Below are 14436 nucleotides of genomic sequence, written 5' to 3' on the forward strand. Positions count from 1 at the left end.
AATTCTACTTCTTATTTAATAAATCATTTATAACAACTGATGCTATTATAAGCCCTCCAACAGAAGGAACAAAAGATACACTACCAGGTGTTACTTTTTTACCATTTAGTATTTTCTTTTTTAACTCTTTAGGTTGTTCTGTAGAATAAACAACTTTTAATTTTTTTATTTTTCTATCCTTTAATTCTTTTCTCATAACTCTTGCTAACGGACATATTGTAGTTTTATGTATATCTGTAACTTCTATTTTAGTAGGATCTAATTTATTCCCCATACCCATAGAACTTATTATTTCTAAACCTTTATTTTTACAAGTCTCTATTAAGTGTATCTTAGATGTTACCATATCTATAGCATCTACTACATAGTCGTAGTTTTCACATAGGATACTTTCACTTGTATCTTTATTATATACTTCTCTTATAGCTTTTATATTTATATCTGGATTAATATCTAATATTCTATCTTTCATAACCTCAACTTTATACTTTCCAACTGTTGAGTGTAATGCTGGTAATTGTCTATTGATATTAGTTATATCCACATCATCAAAGTCAACTATTGTTAGGTTACCTACTCCAGCTCTTGCTATAGCTTCTGCTGCAAAACTACCTACTCCTCCAACTCCAAATACTATTACATTAGAATTTTTAAGTTTATTTATACCTTCATCACCTATTATTAAGCCAGTTCTTGTCGTGAAGTTTTTTTCCATTATCATCGCTCCTAAAATCATATTTATCTTAACTTATATTTTCCTATTTAAGTCTATTTTATATTTTTATATAAAAAATTTAAAATTATTTAACACTTTATTTTTTATATTACATTCTTATATGTAAAAAAAGAACTCAATTGAGTTCTTATAACTGGCGGGAATGCGTGGGAATCGAACCCACCCAAGAAGCTATTAACTCCTCATACTAGTTTTGAAGACTAGAGGACACACCAGCACCCATCCACTCCCATATGTAATCTTATGTTTTTATATAATATCATATATATTTTCTAATTTCAACTATTTTATAAAATTAAAAGGACTAATCTCATTTTAGAGAAAGTCCTTTACTCTATCCAACTATATAAATATCTATTGTTTTTCTTCCCCAATTTTTAACCGCTCCTTCATCATTCATATATATATCTATTTTATTACCTTTTATTGCACTACCACAATCTTCTGCTATAAATGTTTTACCAAATTGAGGTATATAAACCTTTGTTCCATAAGGTATAACACTAGGATCTACTGCTATAGTTCCCCACTTAGGCGTTGTTCCTGTTGATGTTGTAGAGTGACCAGTATATGCTGTTGCAACAACAGAAATATGCTTTCTATTTGAATTAGAACTTGATGAATTACCCTTTGATGAGTTATTACTATGAGAAGTATATTTAGTTCTTGTACTCTCACCTCTCGATGAAGCAACTTGAAGTTCTACTTTAGTTCCTTTTTTTATAACCTTATCTACAGGTTTTGTTACAACAACTTCTTCTATAAATTTCTTTTCTACTTGTTTACCATTATGATAAGTAATCTTATATAATAGTTCATTGTTTCCTGGCTGACCTTCTACTTCAACTTTAGTATCACCCTTTAGTAGATCTTTATCTTCTACAATATTGACTTCAAAAGGAACTTCTTTATTTTCCTTTATAGTCTTCTCTGTAACTTTTATAACCTCTATTTTGTCACCATCTGAAATCTTTTGATCTAAAGGTAAACTTATTATATCATTTTTATCGTATTTAACATTTTGTTCAGCTAGTACATCTTCAACATTTGATTTTAAAGTTGATATTTCCGTTTCCTTTCCCTTAACTACTAATGTTATATTTTTATTTGCTAATGTATAACCTGCTGATAATAATCCTATAGACAATATGGTGGCTATGGCCGAGACTTTTAGTATCTTATTATTTTTTATAATCATAATTCTCTCCTTCTTTAATTTATATATATTAATTCGTTGTATTTTATATTATGTTCAAATTGTAACTTTTTTGATACCCTTTGTCAACTTGACAATTTTTAAGTATTATGCTTATCTAGTGTTTAACTGCTTTTCATTGATTTTTCATAGAGTATAAATTTATTAATTTTATTATAAAATAAATACAAAAAAGCATAGCTTAAGCTATGCTTTTTGTGTTTGTTTTATTTATATATTCTTAATTTGCCAATCAATAGGCTTTTTACCTAATTCAATTAATATTTCATTTATTTTAGAGAAATGCTTACATCCAAAAAACCCTCTTCTTGCCGATAATGGACTTGGATGAGGAGCTTCTAAAATATAGTGCTTACTAGTATCTATAAGTGATGTTTTCTTCCTTGCGTTTGCTCCCCATAAAACAAATATAACAGGGTCTGTTCTTTCACTCAACAATTCTATAATTCTGTCAGTAAAAGTTTCCCATCCTATTCCTTTATGAGAATTAGCTTCATGAGCTCTTACTGTTAATGCAGTATTAAGAAGCAATACACCTTGATCAGACCAAGGTATCAAATATCCATTATTAGGTATAAAACAACCAATATCACTTTGTAGCTCTTTATATATATTTAGTAACGATGGCGGTATCGCTACATTTGGTTGTACCGAAAATGCCAATCCATGAGCTTGATTTTCTCCATGGTATGGATCTTGTCCTAATATTAATACTTTTGTATCTTTATAAGACGTACGCTTTAAGGCTTCAAATATATTATTCATATTTGGATATATGGTTTTAGTCCTATACTCTTTCTTTAGAAATTCTCTTAATTCTAAGTAGTATGGCTTTTCAAATTCATCAGATAAAATCTCATCCCAATCATTACCTAGCTTGACCATAATATCACCTTCCTTTTATTTATTATATAAAGTTCTTTTATTATCATCTCTTTTTGTTATTTTATTTCTATCAAAATTTTCTAATATAATCATACAATTCTTTCTACTTGAATTTAACATATCTCTATATTGACCTAGTGTTATCTCTCCAAATTCTTCTAAGTACTTTATTAAATTTATCTTTATTTCTTCATAAATTTCTTTATCCATTATATATGTATCATCTAATTTTTCTATATCTTTTCCTATCATATACTCTAAGACTTCTTCATAATATTTATTTTCACATATATCCTTTATATTTAGTATAGTTAATACTTCAGGCAATTTTAATTTTTTTTGTATGTTATCCTTTATTTCTTTTTGCTTATCATTTAATACTACTTCAAAATCATAAATTGATACTAAATTTTCATTTATCTTTATAACTTTTTCATTTTGTAATTTCTCAAGTAGTATATCCACTTCTTTTGTTTTAAATTTGCTTTCAACCTTAGATCTTACTTCTTCCTTTAATACACCACTTCTAAGTCTATACTTTTTATGATATGTAGTTAAAAGCTCTACTATTAATTTTTTTAAATTTTCATATTGATTTGTATGTACATATATATTATTTATATTTACAACTTTATTTTCTTTTATTAACTTATCTATAGTATTTATAACAAGCTCTTCATTTTCTCCAGTATAACTCATTATATCTTTTAATGTTTTATATGATTTCAAATTATTTTTAAGATACTGTTCTAATATATCTTCAAGTTCTCCTTTTTCTTTTATTTTAAGAGAACTTATAACATTTTCATCAAACTTTTTATGTTTCTTAGGCTTCGTATCTATAATAATTCCCCCACCTATAGTTTCAAGTGGTGAGTAATTTCTAAGTACGAAATTATCTAATTTTTTAGCTACTATACTCTCTTCTAATCTAAGTTGTGCATAACAGCTTTCTCCAGATTTAGTAATCTCTTTATCTAGCGGAACCACCCTACACAATATTTCTCTAGCTCCATGATAAAGCCTTAATCTATCCCAATGTTTTAAATTTTTATTAGTGTGTTTAACTAAAGATAATTTAACATCTAACATCATAGATTCTTCTAAAGAGTTTGGTGCCGCTAAAACATCTCCTCTTTTTAATTCTTCAACTTTTATATTAGATATATTTATAGCTGTTCTTTGACCTGCATATGCAGTTTCAACACTTTGTCCATGAACTTGTATACTTCTTATCTTTGTTTTTAAGTTATTAGGATAAATAACTAAGTCATCATCTATGCTTATTTTTCCTTCTAGTAATGTTCCTGTAACAACTGTACCAAATCCTTTTACAGAAAATACTCTATCTATATTAAGTCTAGCTGGTGAGTTTTCATTTTTATCATCTATATCATTACTCATATCATCTATTTTTTTAACAAGATTATTTATTCCATTTCTTGATATTGAGTCTACTTCTACAATTTCTGCATTATCTAAAAAAGTGCCTTTAGTTTTTTCTCTAATATCATCCTTAACAAGTTCTATAAACTCATTGTCAACCACATCACATTTTGTAAGTACTATAATTCCTTTTTTCACATTTAAAAAAGATAATATATCTAAATGCTCAATAGTCTGTGGCATAACACCTTCATCACCAGCTACTACAAATAGTACAATATCTATTCCAGCTGCTCCTGCTAACATATTTTTTATAAACTTTTCATGACCTGGTACATCAACTATACCTGCCCTTTTATTGCTTGGTAAATCAAAATATGTAAATCCAAGATTTATAGATATACCCCTTCTTTTTTCTTCTTCTAGGGTATCTGTTTCTCTTCCTGTAAGCGCTTTTATTAACGTTGTCTTTCCATGGTCTATATGACCTGCTGTTCCTATTATTACATTTTTCATATGCTGCCCCCTAGTTAAAGTTATTAATTTAACACCTTTTTTAACTCATTAGCTATAATTTCAAATTCTTCTTCAAATATAGTTCTTACATCTAATATATATTTATTGTCATATATTCTCGCTATTATATGTGAATTGCTTAATCTCAATTTCTTTTCTAAAGATGACACACTCATATTTTTAGGGGTTATAGCTACTACTTTTGTTTTTATTGTTTCTAATGGCATAGAGCCTCCACCTACTTGAGATAGTCCATCTTCTATAAAAATATTAGCATCTATATTTTTGTCAATTATTTTATCATATAAACACTTAGTTTTTTCCTCTAGTTCTGATATCTTATAAGTTAACATTCTAAGGGTAGGTATTTCCTTTATTGCTTTTTCTTCATCTAAATACATTCTAAGAGTAGCTTCAAGTGCACAAATAGTAAGTTTATCAACTCTTAAAGCTCTTGTAAGCTGATTTTTTTTCATTTTATCTATGTACTCTTTTTTACCAACAATTATACCAGCTTGAGGTCCTCCAAGCATTTTGTCCCCACTAAATGTAACTATATCTGCTCCATTTTTTAAAGAGTCTAATACTGTTGGTTCATAAGACAATCCATATTTAGACAAATCTATAAATACCCCACTACCTAAATCTTCTATAACAGGTAAATTATATTTTTCACCTAGCTTTTTTAATTCTCTTATCTCTACACTTTCTGTAAATCCTAATATTTTATAGTTGCTAGTGTGAACCTTCATTAAAACACCTGTTTCTTCATTTATAGCCTCCTCATAGTCATTTAAATGAGTTTTATTTGTAGCTCCTACATCTACTAGCTTAGCTCCACTAAGTTCCATTATACTTGGTATTCTAAAAGAACCTCCAACTTCAACAAGTTCTCCTCTTGAAACTATCGCTTCCTTACTTTTAGCTAAAGTACTTAAAACAAGAAGAACTGCTGCTGCGTTGTTATTAACTACTAAAACATCTTCTGCATTTGTAATTCTTTTTATAGTTTCGGTTAGATGAGAATATCTAGAGCCTCTTTCTCCTTTATCTATATCATACTCTAAATTAGAATATCTAAATGCTGTATTTAGTACTTCATTTTTTATGCTTTCACTAAGTAAAGACCTACCTAAATTAGTATGTATAACTACACCTGTAGCATTTATAACTTTTTTTAACGATAATTCATATTTTAACCGAACTCTGCATATTGTATCATTTACTATGTCATCAATAGAAATATCAAAATCATGTATATTTTCTTTTAAGTTTATTATACTTTTTCTATTAACATCTATAGCTTCTCTAATACCTTCTATTACTAAATCTCTCGGGTATTCAGATATAATATTTACTATTTTACTATCTCCTAAAACCTCATCTACTGAAGGTAATTTAGAAAATAACTTTCTCTTATCCAATATAATCACTCTTTCTATGTTTGTTTGTATTTATCATCTATATTTTATAATTTACCTATATAGTTAATGAGTTAAACTAAATTTAATATATTAAGTTTAATTTAACTTATTTTTTATTTATAAAATATATTATCTTAGTATATAAAAATACGGTTATTATATAACCGTAATATATTTCTCTTCTTTCTTTTTTACACTTCCTATTATTTTTGCTTCTATAGATCCATTTAATTTCATATCTTCAACTAATTTATCTGCTAATTCTTCTTTTACTGATATTAAAAGTCCTCCTGATGTTTGCGGGTCATATAAAATATCTTCTATTGCTGTATCCACATCTATGATATTTACATCTCTAGAAATGTATTCTTTATTTCTATACATTCCAGCGGGAATAATACCCATATTCGCCATATCAATAGCTCCATCTAATATAGGAACATCTTTTGAATTTATTTCTATACTTACATTTGACGCCTTAGCCATTTCTAAAGCATGACCAAGTAAACCAAATCCCGTTATATCTGTTACAGAATTTACTTTTATATAGTCAAAACTCTTAGCTGCATATTTATTTAAATGTACCATAACTTCTATAACCTTATCAGAAATTTCTTTTGAAACAAGATTTTCTTTCATAGCTGTATTTAATATACCTACACCTATAGGCTTTGTTAGAATTAATTTATCACCAACTCTAGCTGTTGCATTTGACAATACTTTTTCAGGATGAACGATTCCTGATATAGAAAGACCGTATTTAGGCTCTTTATCATCTACAGTATGACCTCCTACTAAAAGAGCGCCACTTTCTTTAACTTTATCAAATCCACCTTTTAAAATTTCTGCTAATATATTCATATCATGACATGATGGAAAACATACTATATTCATTGCAACTATAGGCTTTCCTCCCATAGCATATACATCTGATAATGAATTAGCAGCTGCTATCTGCCCAAATATATAAGGATCATCTATCATTGGAGTAAAAAAGTCTAAAGTTTGAATTAATGCTGTTTCATCATTTAGTTTATAAACCGCTGCATCATCTGCAGTATCTAAACCAACTAGCAAATTATTATTATTTTCATTTTTAGGAAGTTGTGATAATACTGAAGCCAGAACCTCTGGCCCAATTTTGGCTGCTCAACCACCTGATGTCGTCATTTCTGTTAGTCTTTTTAATTTTTCCACTATTACCTCTCCTCTCCCTAATTTATACATTACTTATAATAACATATTTTTTATACTTTATTAGAAATATTTCTTATCATTATAATCTATTACTCTATGCTTATTAGAGTTTTTAGTTCTTCATATTTTTTATCACCTATACCATTTACATTTTTTATCTCCTCTATTGAGTTAAACTTTCCTTTTTCTTCTCTATAATTTACAATTTTATTAGCAGTAGCCTCTCCAATGCCTGGAAGTGTATCTAACTCTTGTATACTTGCTGTATTTATATTTATTAAATTATTTTTATTATTTAAATCATTCTCTATATCATTTTCAAATGTTTCACTATTATAACTTTCTAAATTATCACCTATTTTAGGTATTATATAATGAGATTCGTCTTTGAGCTTCATTGCTAAATTAACTTTGTTTAAATCTGCATTTTCTGTGGTTCCTCCTAATTCATTAACTGCATCAGATAACCTTTTTTCAGCATCTATAGTAACAACTCCAGGATTTTTTACTTCTCCACTAATAAATACAGTTATAGTTTTTTTATTTATATTTTCTATTTTTATCTTTTCTTTCTCTTGGTTATCATTTTCATCAGATATATTATTAGATATAGATTCCTTTTCATGAACATCACTTTGACTAACAATATAAACATTATCTTTTATATCTAAATTTTTGCTATCTATTACTTTATATATACTAAATAGTAATATCAGCACGAATATTATTATTTTCCATTTTTTCATTTCATCACCTCTCTATGTTTTGATTATTGACCAAAGTATGTTATACTAAAATATAATATTTTATTTTGGAGGTTATTTTATGAAAAAATTTTTTTCATTTATACTTACACTTCTTATAACCTTCTTGCCCGTTTTTAATATAAATAATTTATCATTTGCGGATAGTAAACCAAACTTAACTGCTGAGTATGCAGTATTAATGGACTACGAAACAGGACAAGTTTTGTATAATAAAAATGGTTATAACAAGCTTTATCCAGCTTCGACTACTAAAGCATGGACAGCTTATGTCGTTTTAAAACATGTTAGTGATTTAAATCAAGTAGTTGAGATAAAAGATTTACCTATTGTTGATGGGTCAAGTATGTACCTAAAAGAAGGTGAAGCATTTACAGTAAAAGAATTATTAGATGCATTGTTAATTCACTCATCTAATGACGTAGCTATGGTTTTAGCTAAATATGTAGGTGGTTCTGTAGAAAACTTTGTAAATATGATGAATAATGAAGCTAAAGCTATAGGTGCTAAAAATACTCATTTTAACAATCCTCATGGATTACCAGATGAAAACCACTATACTACAGCTTACGATATGGCTCTTATGGCTAGAAAGGCTATGGATAATGATATATTTAGAGATATAGTTAAAACTAAATCTGTTAAATATCCTGCTACAGAAGCTTATCCTTATGAAAGATACTTTGAAAATACTAATCAATTTTTAACATCAAGATCTAAAATGGACTATAAAGGCCAACAAATAGATATTAAATATGATGTTGTGGATGGTATAAAAACAGGATATACCGATGCAGCTGGAAAATGTCTTTTATCTACTGGTATTAAAAATAATATAAGAGTTATTTCTGCCGTTTTTAAGTCTACTGTTAATGATTTATATCTTGACTCTAGAACTTTGCTAGACTATGGTTTTGATAATTTCTATGTTGAGACAATTGTCGACAAAAATGAGTTTATAAAAGATAAAAAAGTATTTTTAAGTAAAGAAAAAAAATTAACTTATCAACCAGAAACTAATTATAGTGTTGTATTGCCTAACAATAGCAAAGCTGATGACTATTCAATAAAAACTAAATTAGATAATGTTAAGTTACCTATAAATAAGGGTGATAAGGTAGGTACTTTAGAAGTTTATAAAAATAATAAACTAGAGAAAAGTATTGATTTAGTTGCTAAAAATGATGTAACTAGTGTATTTTCATCTTTGGCAAAAAATAAATTTTTATATAATGTATTAAAAGTACTTTTACTTATAGCTATATTAATTTTTATAGTATTATTTATACGTAAAGGTAAAAAAAGAAATAAAAAGAAAAATATTTACTCTAAAAATAGAAGACGTAGAAAGTATTAAAAGCTATTGATTAATCAATAGCTTTTAATATTTTTTATCTATAGATTTTTTCAACATTTTATTTAATATAAATAAAATGTTGATTTATCCATCTTTAACTAGCTTTACTTATATTTATAAGTTTTGTATTTCTAATATACTTTATCCCCTTCATAATAACATATGTACCTATCACAATATAAATAAATTTAAATATTAAACTTTCTGGAACTGGCACAAATGTAATTAAATTATTTATAAAATGTGCAAAAATAGACAATTTCATAGATTTAGTATAACAGTAAATAAACCCTAAAATTATTCCTCCTATAAATGCATTAATTCCTTGAGGTATATTTAAATGCACTAATCCAAATACCATAGCTGAGTATATAATTGCTTTCTTTGAACTATTTTTATATTTATTTAATAAGCCATTTAATATAATTCCTCTAAATAGTAACTCCTCAAATATAGGCGCCGTTATAAGAGTTTGAAAATACATTAAGAAACCAAATATAACGACTTCTATTGTCTCCGCATTATCAATAAAAAAATCTATATCATCTTCAGATATAGGTCCTTCAAATTGTGATAATACATCAAATAAAATAGCTTCTCTAATTAAAATATAGCCTATTATAATTAAAAATACATATAAAAAATCTTTATTATTAATTTTTACTTTTTTATCATTTATTTTAATTATATCTTTTTGTGTGTACTTTTTTCCTACCATTATTATAATAATCATATGTACAGGTATTAGTATTATCCCAGCTATTATCATCACAGAACCAATAGAAGTATTTTCATCTATAAGAATCATAATAAATGTTAATAAAAAATTTATTATCCCTGGAATTAAAGTAAACATTATTATAATAAATAGAGATCTTAATACTGATATTTCCTTTACTTCTACTTCATTTTCATATATTGATTTTAATATTTTCATATATCTCCCCTTAAGTTTTACATTGTATAAATTGATTTGTATATTCTTTAGCAGTTTAATTATATCAGAAGTATTATAATAAAAATATATCAATATTACTTTAGTTAATAACCTATCTATATATTTTTAGTTAATATAATTTAATTATAATTAAAAAGCTAGTAATGTAATCATTACCAGCTATATAATATTATCCAAATATTTTATTAGTTAAAGAACATCCTGTGCAAGTTGCAGCAACTCCACCTAATGCAGTTTCTCTTAATTCCATTGGAAGAGTCTTACCTACTTTATACATAGCAGCTACAGTCTCATCAAATGGTATTATGTTTAATATACCAGCTAAACATAATTCTGCTGATATTAAAGCATTTGCAACACCTATAGCATTTCTTCCTTGGCAAGGTACTTCAACAAGTCCAGCTATTGGGTCACATACTAATCCCATAACATTTTGTAAACAATGAGATGCAGCATGTACTGCTTGTTCTGGGCTTCCACCCATCATTTCAACTACACCAGCTGATGCCATTGCAGCAGCAGCTCCAGTTTCAGCTTGACATCCACCTTCTGCTCCTGAAACAGTTGCATTTCTAGTTATTATAGCTCCTATAGCTGAAGCTGTAAATAATGCATCTATCATAGTTTCATCATCTATACCGTATTCTTTACCTATTGTAACTATAGCTCCTGGAAGTATACCACAAGAACCTGCTGTTGGTGCAGCAACTATAAGCCCCATAGAAGCATTAACTTCCATAGTTCCCATTGCAGCAGCCATAGCTTTATTCATTAAATCTCCACAAACAGTCTTTGCAGATGAATTTCTGAAGTTAGTTAACTTCTTAGCTTCTCCACCTATAAGACCACCCATAGATTTTATATCTTCTTGAACTGCTTTTTCAACAGCTTCTTTCATTATATTTAAACTTACTCTCATTTTATCTCTTACTTCTTCTTTTGATATTCCTGTAAGTTCTGCTTCTCTTTCTACACATAATTCATGTATAGTCATGTTTAATTCTTTACATTTTTCTAATAATTCTGCTCCACTTGTGAAATTATATTTCATTTTTGTCTCTCCTTCATTTATTAGAATTTATCTAAAACTACTACCTTAGCTACTACTTCAAATTTTCTTAATTGATCTATTAAGCTTGACTCTAATTCATCCTCTGTTTCTATTGTCAAGAATGTGTATTCTGACTTAGCCGGCTTATTAGTAGATATCATCGATATATTTTTATTGTTATGACCAAGTATTCCTGTTATAAATGCTATTGCACCAGGTATATCTTTTATTTCTAATACTACAGCACTTCTAGAACCATTAAAGTCAAGTGCTAAACCATCCATTTCAGTAAGCTTTATGTTTCCTCCACCTATAGAAGCACCCATTACTGTTGATTTAGAGCCATCTTCTAATATCATTTCCATTTTTACTGTATTAGGATGAACGTTTTCTCCTAAGTTAGTTTTTATGAATTCAAACTTAACCCCTTGTTCTTTTGCTAATTCAAAAGAATACTTGATTCTAGCATCATCTGGATCGAACCCTAATATACCACCAACTAATGCCTTATCTGTACCATGACCTTTATAAGTTTCTGCAAATGATCCGTGAAGTAAAAAGTTTACTTCTTTTACTGGTTTTCCTGCTATTTTAGAAGCGCTCTTTCCAAGTCTTGCAGCTCCTGCAGTATGAGAACTTGATGGACCTATCATGTTAGGACCTACTATATCAAATACACTATAATCTTTAGCCATTATATTACCTCTTTCTTGTCTAGTTGTATATAGAATTAAACTTAAAATTTTATTTAAGTATTCTTTGCTATTATATATACCCATATAAATATATCTATAAAATGGTTTTCATTACATGTAATTAAAACTTAATTTTAAGATATATTTATATTCATTTCATACATATCATTATATACTAAAATTCGACTTTGTGAAGTCTTATTTTAAAAAAATATATATTTTTTAATTTACTTTTTTGTATTATTATGTATAAATCTTAATAAAAATATTTATACATTATTAAAAAATGGCCAGTATATAACTGACCATTTTTTATAAAACTATCCTATAGCTATTACTTCTATTTCTACTTTAACATCTTTTGGAAGTCTTGCAACTTCTACACAAGCTCTAGCTGGTTTATTTTCACCGAAGAACTCAGCATATACTTCATTTATTTGAGCAAATTCATTCATATCTTTTATAAATACTGTAGATTTTACTACATGAGAAAAGTCAAGCCCAGCTTCAGCTAATATAGCTTGAACATTTTTTAAAGATTGAGCAGTTTGAGCTTTTACATCTCCTTCTACTATTTCCATAGTTTCAGGTACAAATGGAACTTGTCCTGATACGAATAACATATTTCCAGCTTTAACAGCTTGAGAGTATGGTCCTATAGCTTTAGGTGCATTATCTGTATGTATTACTTGATGTTTCATATTAAAATTCCTCCTATGAATATAAATATATATGTATATTACACATTTTCATTTATCATTATACTATTATATAAGTTTTGTTGTATATATTTTTTTATATTAATCAGAAATAAAAGTTAACTTTATAATTTAAAGTTAACCTTTATTTGTATTTTATTTATATTATATTTCTACTATTTCAAATCCAGCTTCTGTTATAGCAACTTTTAATTTATCTATGTGATCATGGTTGAATGTTTCAAGCACCATTTCTGCAGTAAGACTACCTAATGCTCCACCCATAGATGATCTTGATAAATTAGCGCTTAGTATATTAGCATCATATTCACTTATTATTTTAGTTAATTCAGCAAGTCCGCCTGGCTTATCTTGTATTACTGTATTAAATGAATATCTTCTAGCTTCTTTAGTTAAAGCAGTTCCTATAACTCTGTATAATGTATTAACATCTACATTTCCTCCAGATATTACACAAACTACATTTTCATCTTTTTTAGGTACATATTTTCCACTTAATAATGCAGCAGTAGTTACAGCTCCAGCTCCTTCAGCTACAACTTTTTGATTTTCCATTAAGAATAACATACCTTGAGCTATTTCATCTTCTTCAACAACTACTACTTCATCAACTAATTCATTTATTATTTCAAAAGTTACATCACCAGGTGTTTTAACAGCTATACCATCAGCTATTGTAGTAGATTTAAATGCTGTTGTAACTTCACCATTTTTCATAGATTCCTGCATTGAAGGTATATTCGCAGTTTGAACACCTACTATTTTTATGTTAGGGTTTATTCCTTTAGCTGCTACTGCTATACCAGCTATTATTCCCCCTCCACCTATTGGACAAAGTATAGTATCAACTTTTCCATCTAATTGCTCAAGTATTTCAAGACCTATAGTTCCTTGTCCTGCTATTACATATTTATCATTAAATGGATGCAAGAAAGTTGCTCCAGTTTCTTTTTGTAGTTCAACTGCTTTTGCGTAAGCATCATCATAAACTAAACCATTTAATACTACTTCTGCTCCGTATCCTTTAGTTGCTGTAACTTTTGCTAAAGGTGCAGTAGCTGGCATTACTATTGTAGCATTTATTCCTGTCATTTTAGCACCTAATGCAACACCTTGTGCATGATTTCCTGCACTTGATGCTATAACACCATTTGCCTTTTCTTCCTCAGTTAAGTTTGCTATTTTGTTACAAGCTCCTCTTACTTTAAAAGAACCTGTTTTTTGAAGGTTTTCACATTTGTAGAAAACATTTGCCCCAGTCATAGCACTAAGTTTTGCACTTTCTAATATATCAGTTTGCTTTACTATATCTTTTATAGTTTCTTTTGCATTCTTTATGTCTTGTAAAGTAACCTTTGTCATTTCATACACTCCCGTAAACGTTTTTTTATTATCAATAATTAGATTTTATACCTTTTTTTTTCAAAAATCAACATTAATTTTTACATTTTATAATATTTTTTTCACTTTTATATTTTAAATTTTATAATATTTCAATTAACTCTTATTTTTCAAACAAAAAACTCTTTGTA

The 14436-nt window shown here is 27.7% G+C and carries 13 protein-coding genes and 1 tRNA gene; 1 reads left to right on the plus strand and 13 read right to left on the minus strand.

Annotation, left to right across the window (positions count from 1 at the left end):
• Nucleotides 1-4: 4 nt before the first annotated feature.
• From BN7997_RS13340 to BN7997_RS13370, 8 genes are all read right to left on the minus strand, one after another.
• Nucleotides 5-715, minus strand: a complete 711-nt coding sequence (locus BN7997_RS13340; protein WP_071121237.1) for a tRNA threonylcarbamoyladenosine dehydratase — start codon at nucleotides 713-715, stop codon at nucleotides 5-7.
• A gap of 155 nt (nucleotides 716-870) precedes the next feature.
• A tRNA-Sec gene (locus BN7997_RS15685) sits at nucleotides 871-967 on the minus strand.
• 103 nt (nucleotides 968-1070) lie between these two features.
• Nucleotides 1071-1934, minus strand: a complete 864-nt coding sequence (locus BN7997_RS13345) for a 3D domain-containing protein (protein WP_071121238.1) — start codon at nucleotides 1932-1934, stop codon at nucleotides 1071-1073.
• A gap of 228 nt (nucleotides 1935-2162) precedes the next feature.
• The gene (locus tag BN7997_RS13350) at nucleotides 2163-2837 is read right to left on the minus strand and encodes a uracil-DNA glycosylase (RefSeq protein WP_071121239.1); all 675 of its coding nucleotides are present in this window, start codon (nucleotides 2835-2837) and stop codon (nucleotides 2163-2165) included.
• Between the two features lie 15 nt (nucleotides 2838-2852).
• Nucleotides 2853-4739, minus strand: coding sequence for a selenocysteine-specific translation elongation factor (gene selB, locus BN7997_RS13355; RefSeq protein WP_071121240.1), 1887 nt, complete (start codon nucleotides 4737-4739; stop codon nucleotides 2853-2855).
• A gap of 23 nt (nucleotides 4740-4762) precedes the next feature.
• On the minus strand, nucleotides 4763-6163 hold the full coding sequence (selA, locus tag BN7997_RS13360; RefSeq protein WP_071121241.1) for an L-seryl-tRNA(Sec) selenium transferase: 1401 nt from the start codon (nucleotides 6161-6163) through the stop codon (nucleotides 4763-4765).
• A 156-nt stretch (nucleotides 6164-6319) separates the two neighbouring features.
• A complete protein-coding gene (gene selD, locus BN7997_RS13365; protein ID WP_408638353.1) occupies nucleotides 6320-7333 on the minus strand; it encodes a selenide, water dikinase SelD in 1014 nt (337 codons plus the stop codon).
• A gap of 116 nt (nucleotides 7334-7449) precedes the next feature.
• Entirely contained in the window at nucleotides 7450-8106 is a 657-nt protein-coding gene (locus tag BN7997_RS13370) for a helix-hairpin-helix domain-containing protein (protein ID WP_071121243.1), read from the minus strand.
• A gap of 79 nt (nucleotides 8107-8185) precedes the next feature.
• On the opposite strand from BN7997_RS13370, the gene BN7997_RS13375 reads away from it, so the two are divergent.
• Nucleotides 8186-9481, plus strand: a complete 1296-nt coding sequence (locus BN7997_RS13375) for a D-alanyl-D-alanine carboxypeptidase family protein (protein WP_071121244.1) — start codon at nucleotides 8186-8188, stop codon at nucleotides 9479-9481.
• A 94-nt stretch (nucleotides 9482-9575) separates the two neighbouring features.
• Here BN7997_RS13375 and BN7997_RS13380 read toward each other — a convergent pair whose 3' ends face one another.
• The 5 genes from BN7997_RS13380 to ilvA all read right to left on the minus strand — a co-directional run bounded on the left by BN7997_RS13380 (nucleotide 9576) and on the right by ilvA (nucleotide 14266).
• Nucleotides 9576-10418: a CPBP family intramembrane glutamic endopeptidase gene (locus tag BN7997_RS13380; protein WP_071121245.1), complete on the minus strand. Its 843-nt coding sequence runs from the start codon at nucleotides 10416-10418 to the stop codon at nucleotides 9576-9578.
• Between the two features lie 190 nt (nucleotides 10419-10608).
• Entirely contained in the window at nucleotides 10609-11490 is an 882-nt protein-coding gene (sdaAA, locus tag BN7997_RS13385) for an L-serine ammonia-lyase, iron-sulfur-dependent, subunit alpha (RefSeq protein WP_071121246.1), read from the minus strand.
• Nucleotides 11491-11510: 20 nt separating this feature from the next.
• Nucleotides 11511-12185: an L-serine ammonia-lyase, iron-sulfur-dependent subunit beta gene (sdaAB, locus tag BN7997_RS13390; RefSeq protein WP_071121441.1), complete on the minus strand. Its 675-nt coding sequence runs from the start codon at nucleotides 12183-12185 to the stop codon at nucleotides 11511-11513.
• A 320-nt stretch (nucleotides 12186-12505) separates the two neighbouring features.
• Entirely contained in the window at nucleotides 12506-12886 is a 381-nt protein-coding gene (locus BN7997_RS13395; RefSeq protein WP_071121247.1) for a RidA family protein, read from the minus strand.
• A 162-nt stretch (nucleotides 12887-13048) separates the two neighbouring features.
• Entirely contained in the window at nucleotides 13049-14266 is a 1218-nt protein-coding gene (gene ilvA / locus BN7997_RS13400; protein WP_071121248.1) for a threonine ammonia-lyase, read from the minus strand.
• Between the last annotated feature and the right edge of the window lie 170 nt (nucleotides 14267-14436).

Origin of the sequence: Romboutsia timonensis, from assembly GCF_900106845.1 — a bacterium.
Classification (GTDB): Bacteria; Bacillota; Clostridia; order Peptostreptococcales; family Peptostreptococcaceae; genus Romboutsia; species Romboutsia timonensis.

Excerpts from the sequence above, each read along its gene's own strand:
- selB (WP_071121240.1), bottom strand. The coding sequence starts at position 4,739 with ATGAAAAATGTAATAATAGGAACAGCAGGTCATATAGACCATGGAAAG.
- ilvA (WP_071121248.1), bottom strand. The coding sequence starts at position 14,266 with ATGACAAAGGTTACTTTACAAGACATAAAGAATGCAAAAGAAACTATA.
- BN7997_RS13370 (WP_071121243.1), bottom strand. The coding sequence starts at position 8,106 with ATGAAAAAATGGAAAATAATAATATTCGTGCTGATATTACTATTTAGT.
- BN7997_RS13350 (WP_071121239.1), bottom strand. The coding sequence starts at position 2,837 with ATGGTCAAGCTAGGTAATGATTGGGATGAGATTTTATCTGATGAATTT.
- sdaAB (WP_071121441.1), bottom strand. The coding sequence starts at position 12,185 with ATGGCTAAAGATTATAGTGTATTTGATATAGTAGGTCCTAACATGATA.
- sdaAA (WP_071121246.1), bottom strand. The coding sequence starts at position 11,490 with ATGAAATATAATTTCACAAGTGGAGCAGAATTATTAGAAAAATGTAAA.
- BN7997_RS13395 (WP_071121247.1), bottom strand. The coding sequence starts at position 12,886 with ATGAAACATCAAGTAATACATACAGATAATGCACCTAAAGCTATAGGA.
- BN7997_RS13340 (WP_071121237.1), bottom strand. The coding sequence starts at position 715 with ATGGAAAAAAACTTCACGACAAGAACTGGCTTAATAATAGGTGATGAA.
- BN7997_RS13375 (WP_071121244.1), top strand. The coding sequence starts at position 8,186 with ATGAAAAAATTTTTTTCATTTATACTTACACTTCTTATAACCTTCTTG.
- BN7997_RS13380 (WP_071121245.1), bottom strand. The coding sequence starts at position 10,418 with ATGAAAATATTAAAATCAATATATGAAAATGAAGTAGAAGTAAAGGAA.
- BN7997_RS13345 (WP_071121238.1), bottom strand. The coding sequence starts at position 1,934 with ATGATTATAAAAAATAATAAGATACTAAAAGTCTCGGCCATAGCCACC.